Origin of the sequence: Endozoicomonas arenosclerae, assembly GCF_001562015.1 — a bacterium.
Taxonomy (GTDB): Bacteria; Pseudomonadota; Gammaproteobacteria; order Pseudomonadales; family Endozoicomonadaceae; genus Endozoicomonas_A; species Endozoicomonas_A arenosclerae.
Genome location: NZ_LASA01000161.1, coordinates 1 through 21,982, shown reverse-complemented (window position 1 = coordinate 21,982; position 21,982 = coordinate 1). Strand labels below are relative to the sequence as shown.

Sequence of the window (21,982 nt, the reverse complement as noted above, 5' to 3'; positions counted from 1 at the left end):
ATAGTTGGTAGCGGGAGCCGGATTCGAACCGACGACCTTCGGGTTATGAGCCCGACGAGCTACCAGGCTGCTCCATCCCGCACCGAAATCTGTTCAGTAATCGTCTGGTAATCAATTGCTGTTGTAATAGTTGGTAGCGGGAGCCGGATTCGAACCGACGACCTTCGGGTTATGAGCCCGACGAGCTACCAGGCTGCTCCATCCCGCACCGAAATCTGTCCAGCAATTGBCTGGTARTCAACTGCCGTTGTAATAAGTTGGTAGCGGGAGCCGGATTCGAACCGACGACCTTCGGGTTATGAGCCCGACGAGCTACCAGGCTGCTCCATCCCGCACCGAAATCTKTTCAGCAAWCGTCTGGTAATCAATTGCYGTTGTAATAGTTGGTAGCGGGAGCCGGATTCGAACCGACGRCCTTCGGGTTATGAGCCCGACGAGCTACCAGGCTGCTCCATCCCGCACCGAAATCTGTTCAGTAATCGTCTGGTAATCAATTACTGTTGTAATAGTTGGTAGCGGGAGCCGGATTCGAACCGACGACCTTCGGGTTATGAGCCCGACGAGCTACCAGGCTGCTCCATCCCGCACCGAAATCTGTCCAGCAATTGTCTGGTAGTCAATTGCCGTTGTAATAAGTTGGTAGCGGGAGCCGGATTCGAACCGACGACCTTCGGGTTATGAGCCCGACGAGCTACCAGGCTGCTCCATCCCGCACCGAAATCTGTCCAGCAATTGTCTGGTAATCAACTGCCGTTGTAATAAGTTGGTAGCGGGAGCCGGATTCGAACCGACGACCTTCGGGTTATGAGCCCGACGAGCTACCAGGCTGCTCCATCCCGCACCGAAATCTGTCCAGCAATTGTCTGGTAGTCAATTGCCGTTGTAATAAGTTGGTAGCGGGAGCCGGATTCGAACCGACGACCTTCGGGTTATGAGCCCGACGAGCTACCAGGCTGCTCCATCCCGCACCGAAACTGTTTGGCTGCGACAGTAAGCAGTAAATGATCCAAACAATCAAGTTGGTAGCGGGGGCCGGATTCGAACCGACGACCTTCGGGTTATGAGCCCGACGAGCTACCAGGCTGCTCCACCCCGCATCAACGAGGAGCGCATAGTATGGACGATGATGCTTAAAGTCAATAAAAGATTAAAATGCTTCGGTTAATAACTAGCCCGCATATTATCTGAGTTGGCAGTCTTCATTTTCACCAGCCTATAGCCATCGTGGTCTGCAAGTAAAAGTGGAAATAGAAAAGATGTTTTTTAATGCATGAATGAGCAGTGAGCTGCAAAATACTTCAACTTGTCAGCACATCAGATTCGAGTGTCTGAATGTCAATGGCGAGATGGGGGGGGAAGAGTACAGAATGGCTTTGCAGGCAGGAGTATCCGATAGAGAGCTATGTGGAACAAAGCTCTCTATCGAAAAGTTAAGAAATTTGTGAGCTGGCTTAGCTAGCCAGTGCCCGATCCTTGATAAGAGACTCAACAACGCTTGGGTCAGCCAGCGTGGAAGTATCTCCCAGGTTTTCGTATTCACCGGATGCAATCTTACGCAGGATGCGACGCATGATCTTTCCAGAGCGGGTTTTTGGCAGTCCCGGTGCCCATTGGATGATATCCGGCGAGGCTATTGGACCAATCTCCTTACGCACCCACTGTCTCAGTTCATTCTTAAGCTCGTCTGAATATTCCGATTCAGCAGTTAATGTGACGTAGACGTATATTCCCTGACCCTTGATGTCATGGGGGAACCCAACAACAGCCGCTTCAGCAACATCATGGTGAGAAACCAGTGCTGATTCTATTTCAGCGGTTCCCATGCGATGACCGGAAACATTCAGTACATCGTCTACTCGCCCCGTGATCCAGTAGTAACCATCTTCGTCTCTGCGAGCTCCATCACCCGTTGTATACATGCCCTTGAAACTTGAGAAATAGGTTTGAACAAAACGCTCATGATCACCAAAGACGGTTCTGGCCTGGCCAGGCCAGCTGTCCAGAATCACCAGATTACCTTCTTGTTTGCCTTCCAGAATTCGACCTTCATTATCCACCAGAGCGGGTTTAATGCCGAAGAATGGGCGCGTCGCAGAGCCAGGTTTCAGATCAGTTGCGCCTGGCAGTGGGGTCAGCATGGCGCCACCGGTTTCAGTCTGCCACCAGGTATCAACGATTGGGCATTCTTCATTACCAATGGTTTTGTAATACCAGCTCCAGGCTTCCGGGTTAATGGGCTCACCCACACTGCCCAGCAGTCTCAGACTGGAACGGTCAGTGCCTTCAATTGCTGCATCACCTTCAGCCATGAGCGCACGAATAGCAGTAGGGGCTGTGTAGAGAATATTGACTTGATGTTTGTCGACGACTTTACTGACTCTGTTGCTGGCTGGATAGTTGGGCACGCCTTCATGCATCACCATAGTGGCACCATTCAGAAGAGGGCCGTAGGTCACATAGGTGTGGCCTGTGATCCAACCAATATCAGCATTGCACCAGAAGACTTCACCGTCTTTGTAATCAAAGACATATTGGTGTGTCATGGACGCATACACCAGGTAACCGCCGGTGGTGTGCAGAACGCCTTTGGGCTTTCCTGTAGATCCCGATGTGTACAGAATGAACAGAGGATCTTCAGCATTCATTGCTTCTGGAGTACAGCTGGGTGAGGTCATGGCTGTCAGTTCATGCCAGTCAATATCCCGGCCATCCTGCCAAAATATTTCTGCTCCGGTATGACGCAACACAATCACCTTCTCAATGCTGGTCACTTCCTTGTTCTCAAGGGCCTGGTCGACATTCTTTTTCAGGGCTACTTTACGCCCGCCACGAATGCCTTCATCCGCAGTGAGTACCAGTTTGGCGTTGGAGTCGATAATCCGACCTGCCAGAGCTTCTGGAGAGAAGCCTCCAAATACTACTGAATGAATGGCGCCTATGCGTGAGCAAGCCAGCATGGCTACAGTGGCTTCCACTACCATAGGCATGTAGATGGCTACTACGTCACCTTTACCAATCCCCTGACTTTTCAGGCCATTAGCCAGTCGGCAAACTTTTTCGTGGAGGTCGCGGTAGGTGAACTTTTGCGCGGGCTGATCTTCTTCATCGGGTTCCCAGATGATTGCTATCTGGTCGCCTTTGGTTTCCAGGTGTCTGTCCAGACAGTTGTAGGAAGCATTGGTGGTGCCATCAAAGAACCAGTTGATGTCGACATTTTCGTGATCAAAAGACACCTTCTTGATCTGCGTGTAAGGGGTAAACCAGTCGATTCTATTGCCATGTTCCCGCCAGAATCTCTCCGGGTTGACGACAGATTGCTGATACATCTCCAGGTAACGTTCATTATCTACCAGGGTGTTCTGTCGCTGAGCCTCGGTCACTGGGTACACACGCGCTTCAGTCATAAGGAATCCTTAGAGTTTTTCTAATAGTTCTTCTGGCAATGCACTTATACGGCGTTTGTAGTTTTAAGCATTGCGGTGCCTGATCGTCATATTAAGACGATACATCCTTCAGGGAATTAGACTTTGGTAGCAGGATTCTATTGTGGGCAGGTGAAGAAAGGGTTTCAAGTGATAGATTCAAGACTGAGTAGTGAAATCATTTTCCAGGTAAAAAAGACAGGGGGCGGCCCCCCTGCCAAGAGCACGTATTCCAAATTAAAGATACCAATGCCCGTACCGTGAAAAGTGAACCAATATGACACTTTTCCTTTTGACTGATTCGTAGCGGCGTTTTATTAAGATGAATCTCCTTTCGAATGTTACCGTCAAAGTTGATTGTTGGTTTGGCTCATAGCTCTGATAGAAGATGATTTGGTACCTTCGCACACATCTTGCTTGAATGCCGTGAGCATTAAAAAACTCCATGAAAAGCTAGCAGTCAGGGCCGTCTCCTCCATGCGACTTTAGTCGTAGTGGGGTATAGTTAGCCAAGAATATTGGGTATATCTGTATTAAGTTTCAAAGTTCAGATAGCCTGAATCGTAACTCCTGACAATAAACACAAAACAGTCTTCTTGGTTTATGCCTTCATTCTTTTTTAGTTTGATGATGATCATGAATGACTGAAATTTATAGAAAAAGTAAGAAAGTATGGCCGGATGGTGGTTGGCTCTCATAGCTCTGCTCTACATAGGCGGGTTGTTTTCGGTAGCCTGGTATGGAGATCATGCGGGGGCAAGAATACGTGAAAAGTGGCGGCCGTATATCTATAGTCTTTCACTGGCGGTTTATTGTACGGCCTGGACTTTTTTTGGTGCTGTCGGACAGGCGTCCCAGTCAATACTTTCATACCCGACTATCTATATCGGGCCCATTCTGTTTTTTATCTTTTTCTGGAAACTGCTCAACAAGTTGATACTGGTGAGCAAGCGGGAAAATATTACGTCTATTGCTGACTTTATTGCCTCCCGCCATGGCAAGTCACGAGGGCTGGCCATACTGGTGACGATTTTGCTGGTGGTTGGGATTCTTCCCTACATCGCCCTGCAGCTGAAAGCGATCATTATTGGTTTTGACTTGCTATCACCAAACACTATGTCGCCCCGTAAGCAGCAGGACGTAGCTCTGGTTGTGACCCTGCTTCTGGCTGTTTTTGTCATAATGTTTGGCACACGCCGATTAGACACCACCGAGCATCAGCATGGCGTTATGCTTGCGATTGCCTTTGAGTCCCTGCTGAAACTGGCTGCTTTTTTGATTGTCGGTGGCTGGATTACTTACCGGTTCTTTACCGAAGCTCATGACCCTGTAGCGCATTTTGAGGCAGCTATTGCCAATACGGCCGATGAGAGTCTGTTTCTTACTTTGATGGCGCCAATTATGGTGTCCATGGCGGCTTTTATCTGCCTGCCCAGACAGTTTCATGTGCTGGTTGTTGAAAACAGTGATATCAAGGATCTCCAGCGTGCCCGTTGGCTCTTCCCGATTTATCTGCTTCTGACGGCTGTTTTTGTCCTGCCTATGGCCTATGCCGGAAATGCCTGGCTGGGCAAGTCCATCTCTCCTGATTCATTTGTGATCGCACTGCCAAAACTTCTGGGCAGTGAGAGTATGGCTGTTCTGGCTTTTATGGCGGGTCTTTCCGCGGCTATCAGCATGGTCATTGTGGCGACCATTTCTATGACAAACATGATTTCCAACGAAATCTTAATGCCGCTGATTCTCAGAAGTTCCGGCCATGGGCGCAATGAGTTCTACCGGTTCAGTGGGTTGCTACGAAATGTCCGGCGTACCACTATTATCGGACTCCTGCTGCTGGCTTACATTGTCTATCGAATCATCAGTGCCGGCGAAGACCATCTTTTGGCCAATCTTGGTCTGATTTCTTTTGCCGCTGTCGCACAACTGGCTCCTTGTGTTCTGGGGGCGCTCTATCTCAGAGAGAGTAACTATAAGGCCGCAGCTGCGGGTATCTTGACGGGGGGGCTGGTCTGGCTAGTGACTTTGATCGTTCCTTTATTTGTTCACTCGGGCTGGCTCGATAAAGAGTTGCTTGAACAGGGGGTTCTGGGCATTGAAATGCTGAAGCCGGCTGCACTGTTTGGCTTCGAAGTCACTGGGACGCTTCAGGGAGCCAGTATTTTTGCACTGGTGGTGAACACACTTGTTTATGTCCTGGGCTGCTTGTTATTTAAGGTATCACCTCTGGAGAGCCGTCAGGCAAGGCGATTTGTCGATGCGTCCGTGGTGGAAGGTGATCTCTATGAAGACATGACGGTGACTGTCGACGAACTGGAATCTCTGGCCAGTCGTTTTCTTGGCGAGGAGAAAACAAGAAAATTGATTGCTGACCAGATGCCTGAAGAGCGTCCTTATCTTGCCAGTAGTGACATGATTGGTGCGGTAGCCAGGGGATTGTCTGGCATCATGGGCGCGTCGTCTGCAAAACTGGTCATGAAAACAGCGTTGAGTGGCGATAATGCACTGATTGAAGATGTAGAGGCCATGGTGGATGAAGCATCGGAAGTTTTGCAGTTTAATCGTGAGCTGCTTACCGGTGCTATTGAGCATATCGATATAGGTGTCAGTGTTGTCGATCGGGATCTCAGGCTGGTGGCCTGGAATCAGCGTTATCTGGAACTCTTTGACTATCCAGAAGGGATGATCAAGGTAGGGCGTCATGCAGCGGATATCATTCGTTACAATGCTGAGCGGGGCTACTGTGGCCCCGGCGATGTCAATACCCATGTCCGAAAGCGTATCAATCATATGCTGGAAGGGACAGCCCACAAATCCGAGAGAATCCGTGAGAGCGGACAGGTCATCGAGACCCGTGGTTATCCCATGCCTGGAGGCGGCTTTGTGATGAGCTTTACCGACATCACTGAGTTTCGGCAGGTTGAACAAGCTCTGAAAGATGTGAACGAAAGTCTGGAGCAAAGGGTTGAAGCTCGAACCAGTGAGCTTAACAGTCTTAACAGAGAGTTAATGAGCGCCAAAGGAGCGGCAGAGCGGGCAAATCATCTGAGGTCCAAGTTTTTTGCCGCAATCAGTCATGATTTAATGCAGCCCATGAATGCTGCCAGGTTGTTTGCTTCCTCTCTGGATTCAAGTCTGACACATTTTGAGCACAAACAACTTTCCAGTCACTTGAACAGTTCACTGCGGTCAGCGGAAGAACTGATCAAAGATCTGCTGGATTTGTCTCGTCTGGAGGCAGGCAAACTGAAAGCAACGTTCAGGGAGTTTCCTCTCTCTGAGATTCTGGATCCTATGAAGGTGGAGTTTGATTTACTGGCCCAGGAAAATAATCAGACGTTCAGAATGGTTCAAAAGTCTGTGTGGGTGCACAGTGATCCGGTTCTGCTCAGGAGAGTTTTGCAAAATTTTCTGACCAATGCTTTCCGATACTGCAATCCACAAATCGGAAAAGTCATGCTGTGTTGCAGAAAGCGGGGCGGGCAGCTGTGTATCGAAGTCAGGGATAACGGCAATGGCATTCCTGATGAATTGCAGTCACTGATCTTCAGTGAGTTTGAGCGCTTGCATCAGGGGGGTAAAGGGTTGGGATTGGGGCTTTCGATTGCTCAGGGTATTGCCTCAGTGCTTCATCAGCCCATTGGTCTGAAGTCTCGTGAAGGAAAAGGGACCGTCTTTTCTATCGAGATGCCTTTAGCCGAGAAAAGAACAGTCAGGCAGCTTCCTGTTCGTTCTGGGGCGGGTCTTTCCATGAAAGGGATGACCGTACTCTGCATTGATAATGAACCGGAGATATTGCTGGGCATGCAGAGTTTGCTGGCGCGATGGGGTTGCAAGGTATTGTCAGCAGCCAGTGTGAAAGAAGCCTTCAGTGTTGTGGATGAATGTGGTTTGCCTGATATTCTGCTGGTGGATTATCGTCTGGAAGACTCTATGGATGGCATTCAGCTGGCAGAGGCGTTGAGAGAACAGTCGCCCTGTCCGCTGCCGGCGATTCTGATAACGGCTGATAAGCAGGACAGTGTAAGAAATCGGTGTCGGGAGCTGGATATAAAATTATTTGGTAAGCCTGTTAAGCCAGCATCGTTAAGAGCCCTGATGTCTTCGCTCACCGCAACAGCCTCTGTTAAGGCGCTGAGCGAGAGTTAAAGTCAGGGGGTTGCAGGTGGGCTGGGTGGCTGGCTTTCAATGCCCTGAGTGTCGCTGCTGATAGAGGGCTGTTCAATTTCCAACTCGTTCATGGCTATAACCGCCTGAGTCCTGCTGCGTACGCCAAGCTTTTTGAAAATGGCGGTGACATGGGCCTTGATGGTGGCTTCAGACACTTCCAGTTCATAGGCAATTTGTTTGTTTAGCAGGCCTTCACTGATCATGCCCAATACACGAAACTGTTGAGGTGTGAGGGTGGCCAGCTTCTGCTCCAGTTCCGATGTTATTCCCTGTTCGGGCAGTTCCGGTAGAGAATCTGGTAGCCAGGTATCCCCTTCCAATACCTGGGTCACAGCGCTTTTCAATACGTCCAGTGGGGAAGACTTCGGGATGAAGCCATTAGCGCCGTGTTGCATGGAGCGATGGATAATTTGCGGATCTTCAGAAGCGGAAACGATAACAACCGGAGCTTGGGGGTATTGTCCCCGCAGAAAAATCAGGCCGGATAAACCATGGGCACCGGGCATATGCAGGTCAAGCAATATGAGATCGGGAGACGGAATTTGTTCCAGAATGTTCTGAAGAGCAGCAATGGAGCCTGCTTCATAAATCTCCGGGTTCTCCAGCCCCTGACGCAGAGCTGCCTGTAAAGCGGCTCTGAACAGTGGGTGGTCGTCTGCAATGATGATCTTGTATTCCATTCGCTCAGATTGCCATTTACCCGGTAAGCTGTAAAGACTGACCGGTTGTTATTGTTCCGGAGGCCGAGGCTGTCGATCAGGCTCGGCTCCTCCCCACGTATTGAGGCTTATCGGCGGGAGTTGAATGAAAAACAGTGTCAGGCCTGACCTTGGGACAGGACAGGACTGAAACAGTGGGGGAATTTACCCTGTTTTTTCTCATAGAAGGCCTGAATTTCGGCCAGGTCCTTTTCCATGTTGCATCCGGGTTTGATGGCTGGGCCAAAACCGGCTTTTTTATGACGAAAATCCAGGTAGGCCAGAATAATGGGTACATCTGCCCCTTTGGCAATATGGTAGAAGCCGGTTCTCCAGCGATCACCTTTGGATCGGGTGCCTTCAGGACAGATCACCAGTCCCAGCTGTTTATTGCCTTTAAAGCAGCAGATGGATTGTTCTACCAGGCTGCTTCGGCGAGCTCGATCTACCGGGATACCGCCCAGCCAGCGCATGATTGGGCCAAAGGGGCCCCAGAACAGACTGGATTTTCCCAGCCAGTGCGCTTCAATGCCGTTACTCAGGCCTACGGCCATGCCAATGAAAAAATCCCAGTTGCTGGTATGAGGCGCCGCAACCAGAATATAGCGAGGTACGCGGGGTTTTTTTCCTTCGACCTTCCAGCCGGTAATCAACAGACACAGTTTGGCCAGAACCTTTAACAGCTGACTGATGATCGGCGTATTAAACACCGTTAAGCGCATAGTTAAGCCTTAGTCTTTTGACCATTGAGCACACAGTAACCGGCCAATGCCTTGTTCAGGTGCTGCTTTGCTGTGGGTACTAGGTTTGTATGTGTTCCGTCATAGTTCTGAATGGAGTGGAATGGTTTTTCATCATTCCTGGAATTCAGGCTATGGGAGTCGTGCCCTGAGAGGGCAATCAAACGGAGTGCGATTTGACGCTTTTATTATCAGATTGAAAATACGTAAATATTCGGGGTTGCAATATGTTTTTTGAACGGTCAAGGCTTTTTAGGATGCGCCTTTCAGGCCGGAACTATCCAGACTGAAGGCAGTCAAATCAGGAGGAAAAGAATAATTCACGGAGGATTTCGCTATGTATTCTACTGCTCCTGCCGCAGGCCAGGCTGCTCCACAGTCCCTGGAAAGACAACAGTCCACGCACCCTGATTCCAAGATTACTGAACATTTCTGGAATAAATACAAGGTCGAAGCGCCTTTTCAGCACTTCATGCCATCGGTATCTGAGCCTTATCTCTGGACTGCGGGCGGGCTTGGGGTCGGGGCCGTAGTGGCTCTTGCCGCGAGATCGATCAATTTGGTGGGCGATATGGGCGCTTGTGTTATTACAGGTGCAGGCGGCTTGATGGGTTACGCGGTTAAAGGGTTAAGGGTTACTTCGCATAACTTTCACAATCTGCGACCATTGGTCAACGCTGAGTACCGAGCCAGTCAGTTGCTGGAGGCGTCTGCCGTTGCCGATCAAGGTATCCAGTTAGCCAAGGGAACCGAGTTGTCAAAGTATATGTTCGCGGGCAGGCTGACACAGCTGTATTACAAAGATGTACAGTACTCTGAACTCTCAAAAGCCAATGACGAGTACGAGAGTGCTTTTGAGAACGCCAAAACAAAGAGATCCAATGTCACGGCTCTTTTTGGAGGCAGTCATCAAGCTTCATCCGATTTCATCCGCACTGTTGCTCAAGGGCATATTCCTGTCAATACATCTGAGCGCGCTGTTGACGCTGCTCGGGCCAGTCTAGAAGCCAATCAGGCTGTGAGTGATAAAAAACTGGCCATGGTAGGCGCTTTTGAATCGTTCAAAGAATCACTGGCTGAACCTCTTGCTGAAGTCAGATCGGATATAAAAACGATGAGGACTGAGGTAGAAGCTACTGGGGCTGTTCAAAGCCAATAAGGAGATAGGGGCTTCTACTTGTTTCCCTGCTGCTCTGTTCATAGCGCCCTTTACTGTATAAAAAAACAGTAAAGGTCGTTGTTTCCTTAAACGCCTGTCGTTAGACTTCAGTAATACATTCAACGTTTCCAGTTCAATCATGTCCGATGAGAGCTCATCCATTCAGAGAAAAATACTTCATGTTGATGCTGATGCTTTCTACTGTTCAGTAGAGGAGCGGGATGACCCTTTATTAAAGGGAAAGGCTTTTGTCGTGGGTGGCAAGGCTGAGCGTAGAGGCGTTATCGCCACTTGCAGTTATGCAGCCCGAAAGTCTGGAGTCCATTCTGCCATGGCCTCGTATCGGGCTGTCAGGCTCTGTCCTGAGTTGATTATTCTCCCCGCCAGATTTGATGTTTATAAAGAAGCGTCGCGACAGATGCATGCCATTTTTCATCGCTATACCGAGATGATTGAGCCGCTTTCTCTGGATGAAGCTTATCTGGATGTTTCAGAAACGAAACTCTGCAGGGGTAGCGGTACCCTGATGGCCAGGGAGATTATGCAGGCGGTCAGAGAAGAGATTGGGATTACTGTTTCTGTAGGAGTGGCACCCAATAAATTCTTGGCTAAAGTAGCATCGGACTGGAATAAACCTAACGGAATTTGTGTAATTACACCGGATCAGGTTCAGGATTTTGTTTTTGAATTACCCGTCGAAAAAATTCATGGTGTCGGTAAAGTCACAGCAGAAAAACTTCACAATAAAGGTATCATGACCTGTGGCATGCTGAGGCAGTATTCACCCGTGGAGCTATGCCGCTGGTTTGGCAGCTTTGGTGAAAGGTTGTGGGAGTTGTCCCGAGGTGTGGATGATCGCCCGCTGGAGCTGGATAGAAGGCGCAAGTCGTTATCTGTTGAGCATACCTATGATGAGGATCTCCTCGACGAGCAGGCCATTCTTACCCAGGTTAAACCGCTGCTTGAAGATTTGTCACAGCGCTTTCAGAAAATAAAAAATGAGTACTCTGTGACCAAACGGTTTGTCAAAGTGAAGTTTAATGACTTCACTCAAACCACTCTGGAGGAAATGGTTGAGCGGGATGATCAGCCGCCGGAAGCTCATTTCAGAGAGCTTCTAGTGAGGGCCTGGCAAAGAGGTAATAAGCCGGCCCGACTACTGGGAGTGGGAGTAAGACTACTGGATCTTAGGACATCGGGGCAAATGCAGCAGTTGGAACTTTTTGAACGAAAGGCTGGAAGGCTATAGAATGTTAAGTCCCTCAACATGATATCTCGATAGGTCCCATGGAGCTGAATCTCGCAACTCCCGCCCTGCTGTTTCCGGCTATCTCTCTTTTATTCCTTTCCTATACCAACAAGTTTCTGGCTTTGGCCTCTTTGATCAGAAGTCTGCATGGAGAGTTCAAGAAGCACCCGGATAATCTTCATATTAAGGAGCAGATGGAAAACCTGCGACGAAGGATGAAGTTAATCAAGCATATGCAGGGGGCTGGTATTGTCAGCTTCATCTGTTGTGTTCTGGTGATGTTTCTTCTCCATATGGGGAAATACCAGCTGGGATTTATTCTCTTTGCTATCAGTCTATTGGCGCTGCTGATCTCTCTTATTATCTGTCTGGCCGAGATTAAAATCTCTATTGACGCCCTGGAGCTGCAAGTCAGTGAAATGGAAGACTGAAGATCTTTTTTAAGCCATTGATTGAATCCTTGGGATTTGTCTCGAAATAACTTCCCGGTCTACATGCGGACTCCGTTCACCCTGAGCTTGTCGAAGGGTCATGGTATAGGGCTTCGACAGGCTCAGCCCGAACGGGTTAGAGAAGGAAGTTATTTCTGGACAATTACTTCAAGGGATGAAATCAATTCTGGCTTGCCATGGTTCAAACCTGTTTTTTCAAAAGCCATTGGCTGCCCAGTCCTGAAACCAGACAGTAGGCCACAAACCAGTAAAACCCGGAATGCAGTGAAGCATGGAAGCTCAAAAGAGCACTTTCGGAAGAGGCTGCATTGGCTGCCAGCATGGCGATCAGCACTCCCATGGCAAACACATCCGCCATGGACCATTTCCCCAGGAATGCATTTAACCTGAGTACATTCTCCCGGGCAGGAGGATGGAAGGACGCCAATAATAACAAGGTTTTAATGGCAGGAATGACGACGCTAAAGGTTAAAATCAGTACAGCTACCAGTTTATAGCCAAAATCCCAGAGATCTTTTGCCGTGCCCAGAATGCTTCTGGTTTTCTCATAAACCCGGCTTTGCCCTTCAACTTTCAGATTGGAGAGAAACTGGGTAGCCATAGATAACAGGGCAGGGTGGAGAGACTGTTTTTCCATGATCTTCTGTCCTTCCTGGACCAGAGCCTGGCGATTCATATCTGCCTGGAGTGTCATTAACGGCTGGGTGATGCCGGGAATCAGTAATCCCAGAGAGATGATTAAAACAATAAAAGGGGCCGCCAGGCGGGCTCCACGAGACTCGGTCATTTTTCTTGTTGCTTCCGTTTATGGTTATAAAGTCACACAAAAATAGAAGAGAAACCGGTAAAGAACAATTCTGATGGCTTTACCGGCTCAATAGTAATATTTAGTACTATTGTTCAGATTAAGAGCGGAACGTTATGCCGGTTCCAAATGATCAACAATCAGTTGAAGGCTTTGCTGGCCACGAAATTCATTGATATCCAGCTTATAAACGACGTTGACTGAATTGGCCTCCAGATTCGGCCATTCTCTGGGATCGATATTGAAGGCGATGGCATCCACAAAGTATTCCGAGGAGGGGACTTTCAAAACCATTTTCAGATGTTTATGCCCGACCAGTCGCTGCTGGATAATCTGGAAGGTTCCGTCAAAAGACGGCTCCGGAAAGTTCTGTCCCCAGGGCCCGGCATCTCTTAAAAGCTGTGCTGTATCCATGGTGAGCTCCTGGACACTCAGCTCTCCATCGGTGTGAATTTCTGCTTCCAGCTGCTCGCTGGTCAATTCTTGTCGTACAATCTGGTCAAAGGCTTCATTAAAGCGCTGGAAATCTTTTTTATAAATACTCAGCCCCGCTGCCATGGCATGCCCGCCAAACTTGATGATCAATCCGGGGTTTTCCCTCGCTACGCTGTCGAGGGCGTCACGCATATGCAGACCTTTGATGGAGCGTGCAGAGCCTTTGACCTGGTCGTTGTCGGCCTCAGCAAAGGCAATAACCGGTCTGTGCAGCTTTTCCTTGACCCTGGAAGCCAGAATACCCACTACCCCCTGGTGCCAGCCTTCCTGGAACAGGCTGATACCCCAGGGCATTTCTGAGGTTTCATCAAAGTGCAGTGAATCAAGGTGCTTCATGGCCTCCTGTTGCATACCCGCTTCAATATCCTTACGGTCACGGTTCAGTCCATCCAGTTCTGCTGCCAGCTCTCTGGCTTTCTCAATACGATCTGTGAGCAGCAGTTCTATCCCGGTAGACATGTCATCCAGTCGACCTGCAGCGTTAAGGCGAGGCCCAAGAGCAAAACCCAGGTCAGAGGACGTTAATCGGGACTGTTGTCGACCAGCGATCTCTATTAAAGCCTGGATGCCAGGGCGGCAATGCCCTGCTCGGATTCTGGCTAACCCCTGGTGAGCGAGAATACGGTTATTGGTGTCCAGACTTACGACGTCGGCAATGGTGCCCAATGCCACCAGGTCAAGCAGCTGAAAAGGATTGAATTCAGTTTTTCCTTCAAACCAGCCTCGATTGCGCAGCTCTGTTCTAAGGGCACACATAACATAAAAAATGATGCCTACCCCGGCGGTGTTTTTTCCGGGAAAGGGACATTCGTGCTGATTGGGGTTAACAATGGCATCAGCTTCTGGCACTTCTCTGCCTGCAAGGTGGTGGTCAGTAACAATGACCTGCCAACCTTCACTTCTAGCGGTAGCGACCCCTTCAATACTGGAAATACCATTGTCTACTGTGACCAGAATATCCGGATGGTATTGTTTTGCGACTTCGACAATCTCAGGCGTCAACCCGTACCCATATTCAAAGCGGTTGGGCACCAGATAATCAGCTCTACCACCCATGGCTCTTAGAGCAAGCACACCTAATGCACTGCTGGTGGCGCCGTCGCAATCAAAATCACCGACTATTAGAATCTGACGGTTTTGGCTGATGGCGTCGGCCAGGATCATGGCGGCCTGGTCAATATCCTTGAGAGCCTTATAGTTATGGAGACCCTTCAGCTGTCGTTCAATGTCAGATGGTTGACTGACTCCACGGGCACTGTATATCCGGGCAAGAAGAGGGTGAAGGTTAACGGACAAACCTTCCAGAGACTGAGTAGGGCGACGAATAATCTGAAGTGACATGCGTTGAGCAGTTCAGCTATGAGTTGATGGAGTTGTTCCACTCTATCACATAGCACTGGTATTCGCAGGCGAGATATAGAAGGTGGAGTCCGGTCTGGACTCCACCAGAATCAAAATTACTGGCTCAGTCGCTTCTGAATGAATCCTTTTACTGAATTCAGCTCGTTATCCACCACATCATAGCGCTCTTCACGGTCATGAAGGTCTTTCATGTGATGAGGCAGTTCAGGACTTTCAAGACCTGCTTTTTCAACGGCTTCAGGGAACTTGACCGGGTGAGCAGTAGACAGAACAACTTTTGGCATGCTGCTGTCTATTTTTACTTCTTCCAGTGCCCGGATACCGGTAATGGTGTGTGGGTCAGCCAGGTACTCTGTGCGATCAAACAGGGCTTTGATAGCTTCGCAAGTGCTCTGGTCATCAGTACGACTGCTATCAAACAGTTTGCGAATGTTCTGCCAACGGTCGTCTGTCACAGAGAGTTTGCCAGTGCTTTCAAACGTAGCCATTAAATCCGCCAGCGCTTTGCCGTCTCTGCCAAGGATATCGAACAGCAGACGCTCAAAGTTACTGGACACCATAATGTCCATGCTGGGCGACAGTGTGTGTTCCAGTCCCTGTTTGCTGTAATCATTTTCCTGGAAAAAACGATGAAGAATATCGTTCTGGTTGGTGGCAACAACCAGTTTTCCTATTGGGAGTCCCATACCCTTGGCAATGTAACCTGCAAAGATGTCACCGAAGTTGCCGGTGGGTACAGAGAAAGCGATTTCCCTGTCGGGCCCACCGAGCTCCAGGGCAGCATGGAAGTAGTAAACCACCTGAGCCATGATGCGGGCCCAGTTGATTGAGTTAACCGCAACCAGGCTGGTATTTTCTGGCAGGAAGGACTGGTCAGAAAAGCACTGCTTGACCATCGCCTGACAGTCGTCAAAGTTACCCTGAACGGCAATGTTGTTGACATTGGTGTCGAGTACAGTGGTCATCTGTCGTCTCTGGACTTCAGAGACGCGCTGGTATGGATGCAGGATGAATATGTCCAGAGCTTCACTGTGACGACAACCCTCGATGGCTGCAGACCCTGTATCACCGGAAGTGGCACCCAGAACAACGGCACGCTCACCTTTTTCTGTGAGAACGTAATCCAGCAGTCTGCCCAACAGTTGCAGGGCAAAGTCCTTAAAGGCGAGGGTCGGGCCGTGGAAAAGCTCCATGACCCATTGCTGACTTTTCAGCTGTGTCAGTGGCGCGACGGCTTCATGGGCGAATTCAGCATAGCTGTCGTCAATCATCTCTTTCAGCTTGGCGTCAGGAATTTCTCCGGCCACAAAAGGTTTGATGACTTCAAACGCCAGCTCATTGTAGGGCAGGCCACGCAGAGAACGGATCTTCTCCAGACTGAACTGGGGCAGTTCGGCAGGCACGTAGAGTCCACCGTCTTCTGCCAGTCCGGCCAGAAGCACTTCCTGAAAGCTTTTTTCTCCGCCCTGTCCCCGGGTACTGATGTATTTCACAGCTTATTCCATCTTTTTGTTTATGAACCCATGGTTGTTTATGGATTCATGCTGTTTAGCGCAAAGAGTGGGGTTTGAAACGCCTCACTCCTGATGCATAAGCACACAGGCTTATGCTTTTCTGGAATTCATGCTGAAGCCGATGGGCTTCAGTCCATCGCCTCAACACGGATGCGAGTAATAGGTGCCTGGATGTCGATCAGGCCTTCGATCTTGCTGATGGCTTTATCCAGAACAGACTCTTTGATGGTCTGGGTCAGGATGATGATGTCGGCAAAACCATCGCTTTCACGAACAGCCTTTTGGGTAATGGCATCTATATTGATCCCGTTATCGCTCAGGATCTGCGTGATGGCATTCATTACACCCGGATGGTCGTCTGCATGAATGCGAAGATAGTTCACACTCTGCGTTTCGCCGATAGGGAGTACTGGACTGCTGCTCAAAGCGTCTTCTGAATATCCCAGAGGATAAGGAGCTGCTTCAGGGGATTCCAGAGCGCGGGCAATGTCCATGATGTCAGCTACTACGGATGATGCAGTAGGTTCGGCACCTGCTCCCGGGCCTACCATCATGGTTTCACCCACGGCGTCGGCGTTGATCACTACAGAGTTTAATACACCATTGATGTTAGCCAGTGGGCGAGAAGCTGGAATCAGTGTGGGGTGAACTCTGAGCTCAATGCCTTTGTCGGTCTGGCGAGCAATGCCCAGGTGCTTGATGCGATAACCCAGTTCTTCAGAGTACTGGATGTCGGCCGGAGTAACACGGCTGATACCTTCTGTATAGGCTTTCTCAAAGTTCAGGGGAATGCCAAAGGCGATGGAGGCCATAATGGTCAGCTTGTGGCAGGCATCAATCCCTTCAACATCAAAAGTCGGGTCAGCTTCGGCATAACCCAGTGCCTGAGCTTCTGACAGAACGTCGGCAAACGGACGGTTCTTGTCGCCCATTTCAGTCAGAATAAAGTTGCCTGTGCCATTGATGATGCCCGCCAGCCAGTTGACCTGATTGCCTGCCAGTCCTTCCCGAAGGCATTTGATGACAGGAATGCCTCCTGCTACTGCCGCTTCATAGGCGACAACAACATTCTTTTCCCGGGCGGCCTTGAAAATTTCATTGCCATGCTCGGCAATCAGGGCCTTGTTGGCGGTAACAATATGTTTGCCATGCTCAATAGCGGTGAGAATCAGTTCTTTGGCGACATCATACCCACCAATCGTCTCGACAAGGATGTCGATTTCAGGGTTGCGAGCGACATCAAAAATGTCTCGGGTAATCTGCGTGGTCGAGGTATCAGCAGCCGGATTGTCCCTGCGGGCACCAATCTGCTCTACAATAATGGGTCTGCCAGTTCGTGCTGCAATGCTCTGGGCATTGCGAGTCAATACATTAAATGTACCGCTGCCTACGGTACCCAGGCCACATATTCCTACTTTGACCGGTTTCAAACTGTTATCCCCCAGGAGCTGGTTAACTCGCTGTCTGTGTCGACGGCTTTCAGAGATTGATAGAAAGCTCTCTGATTCTTATCAATGGATCGGGGATTATAGCCATAAACTCCCCTCAAGGGCGATAGTCTTCCCGGACAGTTTGAGGGTTATCCGCTGTCAAAAGCCTATCTTGCTCTATCCTTCCTGTTTTGATTACAAATTAGGAATGCTTTATATGATTTCAGGCAGGAAAGTTGGTACTACGGTTTTTTTATGGTTGCTGGTGGGTTCGCCACTTCTGCAGGCCAAAGAGAGAGTAGTCAATCATGAGCAGCTTGCGGAAGCGCTTTCAGTCAATGATCTGCCCAGTGGTTACGTCACCCTTGAACACTGCGAGGTCATGAAGCGGATCGGTTCAACACGCTATGAAAAGTGGTCTTTCAGTGTCACTTTCAAAGAGCATTACGGTATTAACAATCGCAAAGGTGAGATCAAGGCATCCAGTGCCACGGACTTGATGCTGGAGGACAAGCAGCAGGGTAATCCGTTGCCAAGACGGCTTTACAACAACTTCACTTCCAAGTCGGGATTGGAAACTTTTGAGTATGGTGTGGCTGTGACCGATATGAATGGCAAGGTGCTTTTAAAGAGAAACTATTCCTGCCCCTGGTCCAAAGCAGTCTTTTTATGGCGGGATTAAGGTATGTTTGAGGGTGCGGACGAAATCCACACCCTCAACACGGTTACTTCTTAGGTGCTGGAGCCGGTAGCGGGGCGGCAGGAGCTGCTGGGATGCCCATGATTCTGGCCAGTTCTGCAGCAGGTCGATACCCGGGGATGGCTTTACCATTCTCAAGGAACAGGGCTGGGGTGCCACTCACACCCAGATTCATACCCAGCTGAAACTGTTCTTCTACCAGAACTTCACAATTCGACTTTTCTTTGTCCTTCTGGCTTGCCACTTCTGAGACAGACTTGCCGGTTTTCAGCTCGGAAATCGCTTTTTTCCTGTCGGGGGAGCACCAGGCTTCCACCATTTTGGCATAGGCTGGAGACTGTTTGCCGCCTCTGGGGAAGGCCAGATAGCGAACTTCGATCCCCAGGTTGTTAAGCTCGGGGACTTCCTGGTGCAGTTTTCGGCAGTAGCCACAATCCACATCGGTAAAGGCATAAACGATGCCTTTGGTTTCCCCCTTGGGTGTAAAGACAATCTGATCTTCTTTCTTCAAAGCTTTCAATTGTTCTGCAACGGCTTTGTTTCTGATCTCTTCGGTAAGGTTAACGATCTGGCCATTCTTTATTTCCAGCATATCGCCCCTTAACAGCAATTTACCGGTTTTATTGGCATAGATTACGTTGCCGCCTTTAAGAACCACTTTGAATACACCTTCCCAGTCACTTTTATCAATGCTTTCTATGGGAATGTTGGGGTCCAGGCCTTTGAGTTCTTTGGTGATCGCATCACGAGCGGCTTCAGTCGCTCTGTCCGCTGTGGGGGCTGCCTGCAGAACCGGGGTGACTGCCAGGGTAGCAGTAAAAATAAGGGCGCTTAAACGCATGGGTCGTCCTCTTGGATTTTTTCTTTTCTTGACCGGCAGTGATGAAGGGTGGCCGGGATGTCTTATCCCAGTCAGACTCCTGAAGCCAGTCTGGTGGCTACTGCCAATAAGATCGGTGAGTATGGAGCAGAAGTTTAGACTCTTTACGGTGATTGTCAGTCTAAATGCGATCTTGAGGAAACCGGAAGACAAAGAAGGGGCAGGGCTGTTAAGGCTCTGCCCCCTTCTTTGGGGTAGAAAAAGATGTATGGCGCTCCGAGACCGGCGAAAGGAGTGGGGCGAAGCAGAATCAGTCCGATTCAGAGGGGGGACACGAACTGATGACCAAACACCAAAAACTGAACTGAAAAGGAGGCTGACTGATAATAGGCAGTACAGCCAGCTTCCTTCCAGAAAAAAGTTAGGGATTAATTCGTGTTGTCCAGCAGTGTTTTATCCGCTTTGTTCTTCAGGTCATCGGGCTGAAGCGTCCCGTAATAGTGAGAAACATCAACAATGTCCTGTTGAGACAGGTTTTTGGCTGTCACCTGCATGTAGACGTTTTCACGCTCACCGGACTTGAAGGCTTTCAGCTGTTTGACAATATAAGCTGGCTTCTGGCCCTTGAGGTTCGGATACTGCTGGATATAAGGCAGTACTGTTTCTCCATGGCAGCCCAGACAAACCTGTTTGGACAGCTGTTCGCCATTGAACAGGTTTGGCTTTGGCATTTTTTCAGCCTGGGCGGGCATTGCAGAGAGCAGCAGACCCAGTGTGGCTGCAGCTGGTAGAGCAACAGATTTCAGCATATCGGGTCCTTACTCCTTGGGTGGAGGCATCATTGATGGATCCAGAGGAAGCCTGCGAAATGTCTCCAGATCAATTTTTGCCTCACCATAGTTGGTGCTGAGATAGGCAAGAATCGGTTCCCAGGTTTCAGACAGATCCCAGAGTCCCTGGGTGTCAATCATCCACTGCAGGGTTTCGCGCCAGACTTTTTCATCACCACTGTTCTGTCCAACAATCAGGGTGGTGTGGCAGGCATTACACTGTGCGTTTACCATTTCCCAGCCCGGTGCCATTTTCAGGCCGGACTTTGGGTCAACGGGGTACTCTTTTTTAGGCGCTTCGTCCGATGCCGCCAGAGCAGAGCTGGACAAGAGCACTGAAACCACCAAAATCTTGAGTGATCTGAGGCCTCGCATCAGGCAACCCTCACTGCGATCCGGTGACAGCCGTTAAAGAGATAGCCTTTCGGGTTCCACTGGGGCTGAACCACGGGTTGGGAATCACCTTCACTGTCTGTAGCTTTTGCCCAGATTTCGTAGTACCCCTGCTCAGGCAGGTCCAGATTTATTTTCCATTGCTGCCAGGCACCCGGGTTAACCGGTTTAGCCAGCTCGGCTTCGTGCCAGCGAGTACCATAGTCGTAGCTCACTTCAAGCTTGACCACTTCTCTCTGACCAGCCCAGGCGTGACCGCGAAACTCCTGTGTTTTACCCAGAGGCAGTTCAGCACCGGTTTTCGGGAAGGTGATCAGAGACTTGACGACCATCTCTTCGATGATTTCGAAGTCTTCATTCGGAACTTTCTCGCCCGGGGCTACAGGGTATTTAGGGACCTGGTAAGCCGGGGCCGCCATTTTGGCGCCGTCATGAACCTTGTTACGAATGCTGATGCCAGTTGCCGCTTTCTGGGAAACAGAAGCAGGGCGACCGCCAAAGACAACACGCAGTGGATAGCCGTTCTTGAAAGGAATGTCTTCACCGTTCATGGCCCATGCAATCAGAGCGTTACCATTCATGGCCGCTTCAATAGGGACGCCACGGGAAATGGCTGGACCTTTACCACTGAGGTGCTTATCGATGCCGTGGTTACCCGTGTAAACAGCGTCATCTTTTACGCCACAGTCTTTCAGTACGTCACTGAGTAGTACACCCGTCCATTCTGAGCAATAAACAGCTGCATTGCTCCACTGGTTGCCTTTGGCACCCGGGAAAAAGTTTTTTCGGCTGTTTCCGCCGCACTCAAGTACCAGTTGCTGGGTATGGTGTTTAAACTTGCTCTTGAGCTCATCGATGGTGTAAGTCTTGGACTCGACCACTGACTCGCCGTCTACGGTGAATGTCCAGGTTTTGGGGTCGATTTTATCGAACTCTGGCATCAAGCCGTTCCAGCGAACAAAAGGTACATTCGATGGGGTGATTGCCGGATCCAGCATGTGCTCAGCGGGTTGAGCATTCAGTGGGCTGGTGTTGAGAACCTGGTAGTAATCAGGTAATTCTTCAGCCTTGCTCCATTTCAGGCTGGAAATATCAATCGGCTCAAGCCCTGTTGGGCGGTTTTCTGCAAATACCCATCTTACAGGCAGGATGGAAACAGCGGATGCCGTCAGAGCGTGCTGCAAAAACTTTCTTCTGTTCATTTTGAGGAATCCTTTTTGCCTGCGTAGAAATAGTCAGCCAGGAGCAGCATGTCTTCTTCGCTCAACAGCTGGGCGACTTTGGTCATGGTTTTATCCTGTCGCTTTCCATTCTTGAAAGCATGCAGTTGAGAAATGAGGTACTCGCGGTTTTGCCACTTCAGATCAGGGATGGTATTAAAAGTATTGCTTCCATCCTTGCCATGACAGGCCTGGCACATGTTGGCTAACTTTTCATATTTCTCGGATGCCTGGGCTGTCGCGATGAGAGTTGATGGCAAAAGCAACAGTGCTGTGGCTACCCATGGGCTCAGCGATAGTTTGATGGAATCCGGTATTTTCAAAGCGCAAGCCTTTCCAATTTTTCAGATATTAACCCGAACTTTTTGATTAAAAGACAAAGGTCTTATTCTTTCTGATAAAGAATGGGTGTTTATTAAACGAACAATATCTGGTTGATGTTGTGATGCGATAAAGCTGATGACAGCTTTCCCTCTTTTTGATTTAAAAATTTTGCATGGGCTTTGTAAATGAATACATACGT

17 protein-coding genes and 9 tRNA genes are annotated in these 21,982 nt (G+C 49.5%); 5 read left to right on the top strand and 21 right to left on the bottom strand.

Annotation, left to right across the window (positions count from 1 at the left end; translation table 11 throughout):
- Positions 1-5 precede the first annotated feature (5 nt).
- The 10 genes from WG89_RS24570 to acs form a co-directional block, all read right to left on the bottom strand.
- Positions 6-82, bottom strand: a tRNA-Met gene (locus WG89_RS24570).
- Between the two features lie 49 nt (positions 83-131).
- A tRNA-Met gene (locus WG89_RS24565) sits at positions 132-208 on the bottom strand.
- A 50-nt stretch (positions 209-258) separates the two neighbouring features.
- A tRNA-Met gene (locus tag WG89_RS24560) sits at positions 259-335 on the bottom strand.
- A gap of 49 nt (positions 336-384) precedes the next feature.
- A tRNA-Met gene (locus WG89_RS24555) sits at positions 385-461 on the bottom strand.
- Positions 462-510: 49 nt separating this feature from the next.
- Positions 511-587: transfer RNA gene (locus tag WG89_RS24550), tRNA-Met, on the bottom strand.
- A gap of 50 nt (positions 588-637) precedes the next feature.
- A tRNA-Met gene (locus WG89_RS24545) sits at positions 638-714 on the bottom strand.
- 50 nt (positions 715-764) lie between these two features.
- A tRNA-Met gene (locus WG89_RS24540) sits at positions 765-841 on the bottom strand.
- Between the two features lie 50 nt (positions 842-891).
- Positions 892-968 (bottom strand) — tRNA-Met (locus WG89_RS24535).
- A 52-nt stretch (positions 969-1,020) separates the two neighbouring features.
- Positions 1,021-1,097 (bottom strand) — tRNA-Met (locus WG89_RS24530).
- Positions 1,098-1,451: 354 nt separating this feature from the next.
- On the bottom strand, positions 1,452-3,404 hold the full coding sequence (gene acs / locus WG89_RS24525; RefSeq protein WP_062270326.1) for an acetate--CoA ligase: 1,953 nt from the start codon (positions 3,402-3,404) through the stop codon (positions 1,452-1,454).
- A 690-nt stretch (positions 3,405-4,094) separates the two neighbouring features.
- Here acs and WG89_RS24520 point away from each other — a divergent pair.
- On the top strand, positions 4,095-7,571 hold the full coding sequence (locus tag WG89_RS24520; protein ID WP_079254025.1) for a hybrid sensor histidine kinase/response regulator: 3,477 nt from the start codon (positions 4,095-4,097) through the stop codon (positions 7,569-7,571).
- 2 nt (positions 7,572-7,573) lie between these two features.
- Here WG89_RS24520 and WG89_RS24515 read toward each other — a convergent pair whose 3' ends face one another.
- Both WG89_RS24515 and WG89_RS24510 read right to left on the bottom strand, forming a co-directional pair.
- Entirely contained in the window at positions 7,574-8,272 is a 699-nt protein-coding gene (locus WG89_RS24515; RefSeq protein WP_062270324.1) for a response regulator transcription factor, read from the bottom strand.
- A 137-nt stretch (positions 8,273-8,409) separates the two neighbouring features.
- Complete coding sequence (locus WG89_RS24510) at positions 8,410-9,012, bottom strand: lysophospholipid acyltransferase family protein (RefSeq protein ID WP_062270323.1); 603 nt, start codon at positions 9,010-9,012, stop codon at positions 8,410-8,412.
- Between the two features lie 355 nt (positions 9,013-9,367).
- On the opposite strand from WG89_RS24510, the gene WG89_RS24505 reads away from it, so the two are divergent.
- From WG89_RS24505 to WG89_RS24495, 3 genes are all read left to right on the top strand, one after another.
- On the top strand, positions 9,368-10,189 hold the full coding sequence (locus WG89_RS24505) for a hypothetical protein (RefSeq protein ID WP_062270322.1): 822 nt from the start codon (positions 9,368-9,370) through the stop codon (positions 10,187-10,189).
- A gap of 139 nt (positions 10,190-10,328) precedes the next feature.
- Positions 10,329-11,438 (top strand): DNA polymerase IV, encoded by a 1,110-nt coding sequence (gene dinB / locus WG89_RS24500; protein WP_062270321.1) that lies wholly within the window; start codon positions 10,329-10,331, stop codon positions 11,436-11,438.
- A 38-nt stretch (positions 11,439-11,476) separates the two neighbouring features.
- A complete protein-coding gene (locus WG89_RS24495) occupies positions 11,477-11,869 on the top strand; it encodes a DUF2721 domain-containing protein (RefSeq protein WP_062270320.1) in 393 nt (130 codons plus the stop codon).
- Between the two features lie 202 nt (positions 11,870-12,071).
- On the opposite strand, the gene WG89_RS24490 is transcribed toward WG89_RS24495, so the two are convergent.
- The 4 genes from WG89_RS24490 to WG89_RS24475 all read right to left on the bottom strand — a co-directional run bounded on the left by WG89_RS24490 (position 12,072) and on the right by WG89_RS24475 (position 17,496).
- Positions 12,072-12,677 carry a paraquat-inducible protein A gene (locus tag WG89_RS24490; RefSeq protein ID WP_062270319.1) on the bottom strand — a complete coding sequence of 202 codons (606 nt, stop codon included), beginning with the start codon at positions 12,675-12,677 and terminating at the stop codon, positions 12,072-12,074.
- A gap of 132 nt (positions 12,678-12,809) precedes the next feature.
- Positions 12,810-14,531: a single-stranded-DNA-specific exonuclease RecJ gene (recJ, locus tag WG89_RS24485; protein WP_062270318.1), complete on the bottom strand. Its 1,722-nt coding sequence runs from the start codon at positions 14,529-14,531 to the stop codon at positions 12,810-12,812.
- A 116-nt stretch (positions 14,532-14,647) separates the two neighbouring features.
- Positions 14,648-16,045 carry a threonine synthase gene (gene thrC / locus WG89_RS24480; RefSeq protein WP_062270317.1) on the bottom strand — a complete coding sequence of 466 codons (1,398 nt, stop codon included), beginning with the start codon at positions 16,043-16,045 and terminating at the stop codon, positions 14,648-14,650.
- A gap of 149 nt (positions 16,046-16,194) precedes the next feature.
- Positions 16,195-17,496, bottom strand: coding sequence for a homoserine dehydrogenase (locus WG89_RS24475; protein WP_062270316.1), 1,302 nt, complete (start codon positions 17,494-17,496; stop codon positions 16,195-16,197).
- A gap of 217 nt (positions 17,497-17,713) precedes the next feature.
- Here WG89_RS24475 and WG89_RS24470 point away from each other — a divergent pair, with 217 nt between their 5' ends.
- Positions 17,714-18,178, top strand: a complete 465-nt coding sequence (locus WG89_RS24470) for a hypothetical protein (protein ID WP_062270315.1) — start codon at positions 17,714-17,716, stop codon at positions 18,176-18,178.
- Between the two features lie 43 nt (positions 18,179-18,221).
- Here the strand turns inward: WG89_RS24470 and WG89_RS24465 are convergent, their stop codons facing one another.
- The 5 genes from WG89_RS24465 to WG89_RS24445 form a co-directional block, all read right to left on the bottom strand.
- A complete protein-coding gene (locus tag WG89_RS24465; protein WP_062270314.1) occupies positions 18,222-19,037 on the bottom strand; it encodes a DsbC family protein in 816 nt (271 codons plus the stop codon).
- Between the two features lie 407 nt (positions 19,038-19,444).
- Positions 19,445-19,825 carry a c-type cytochrome gene (locus tag WG89_RS24460; protein WP_062270313.1) on the bottom strand — a complete coding sequence of 127 codons (381 nt, stop codon included), beginning with the start codon at positions 19,823-19,825 and terminating at the stop codon, positions 19,445-19,447.
- Positions 19,826-19,834: 9 nt separating this feature from the next.
- Complete coding sequence (locus WG89_RS24455; RefSeq protein ID WP_062270312.1) at positions 19,835-20,221, bottom strand: hypothetical protein; 387 nt, start codon at positions 20,219-20,221, stop codon at positions 19,835-19,837.
- On the bottom strand, positions 20,221-21,441 hold the full coding sequence (locus tag WG89_RS24450; RefSeq protein WP_062270311.1) for a sulfite oxidase: 1,221 nt from the start codon (positions 21,439-21,441) through the stop codon (positions 20,221-20,223). The genes WG89_RS24455 and WG89_RS24450 overlap by 1 nt, the downstream gene beginning before the upstream one ends.
- Complete coding sequence (locus WG89_RS24445) at positions 21,438-21,782, bottom strand: c-type cytochrome (RefSeq protein WP_216638551.1); 345 nt, start codon at positions 21,780-21,782, stop codon at positions 21,438-21,440. Before WG89_RS24445 ends, WG89_RS24450 begins: the two co-directional genes overlap by 4 nt.
- Positions 21,783-21,982 lie beyond the last annotated feature (200 nt).

Coding starts and splice junctions, on each gene's coding strand:
- recJ (WP_062270318.1), bottom strand. CDS start 14,531: ATGTCACTTCAGATTATTCGTCGCCCTACTCAGTCTCTGGAAGGTTTG.
- WG89_RS24465 (WP_062270314.1), bottom strand. CDS start 19,037: ATGCGTTTAAGCGCCCTTATTTTTACTGCTACCCTGGCAGTCACCCCG.
- WG89_RS24505 (WP_062270322.1), top strand. CDS start 9,368: ATGTATTCTACTGCTCCTGCCGCAGGCCAGGCTGCTCCACAGTCCCTG.
- WG89_RS24470 (WP_062270315.1), top strand. CDS start 17,714: ATGATTTCAGGCAGGAAAGTTGGTACTACGGTTTTTTTATGGTTGCTG.
- WG89_RS24520 (WP_079254025.1), top strand. CDS start 4,095: ATGGCCGGATGGTGGTTGGCTCTCATAGCTCTGCTCTACATAGGCGGG.
- WG89_RS24455 (WP_062270312.1), bottom strand. CDS start 20,221: ATGCGAGGCCTCAGATCACTCAAGATTTTGGTGGTTTCAGTGCTCTTG.
- WG89_RS24450 (WP_062270311.1), bottom strand. CDS start 21,441: ATGAACAGAAGAAAGTTTTTGCAGCACGCTCTGACGGCATCCGCTGTT.
- WG89_RS24515 (WP_062270324.1), bottom strand. CDS start 8,272: ATGGAATACAAGATCATCATTGCAGACGACCACCCACTGTTCAGAGCC.
- WG89_RS24495 (WP_062270320.1), top strand. CDS start 11,477: ATGGAGCTGAATCTCGCAACTCCCGCCCTGCTGTTTCCGGCTATCTCT.
- WG89_RS24510 (WP_062270323.1), bottom strand. CDS start 9,012: ATGCGCTTAACGGTGTTTAATACGCCGATCATCAGTCAGCTGTTAAAG.
- acs (WP_062270326.1), bottom strand. CDS start 3,404: ATGACTGAAGCGCGTGTGTACCCAGTGACCGAGGCTCAGCGACAGAAC.
- WG89_RS24460 (WP_062270313.1), bottom strand. CDS start 19,825: ATGCTGAAATCTGTTGCTCTACCAGCTGCAGCCACACTGGGTCTGCTG.
- WG89_RS24490 (WP_062270319.1), bottom strand. CDS start 12,677: ATGACCGAGTCTCGTGGAGCCCGCCTGGCGGCCCCTTTTATTGTTTTA.
- dinB (WP_062270321.1), top strand. CDS start 10,329: ATGTCCGATGAGAGCTCATCCATTCAGAGAAAAATACTTCATGTTGAT.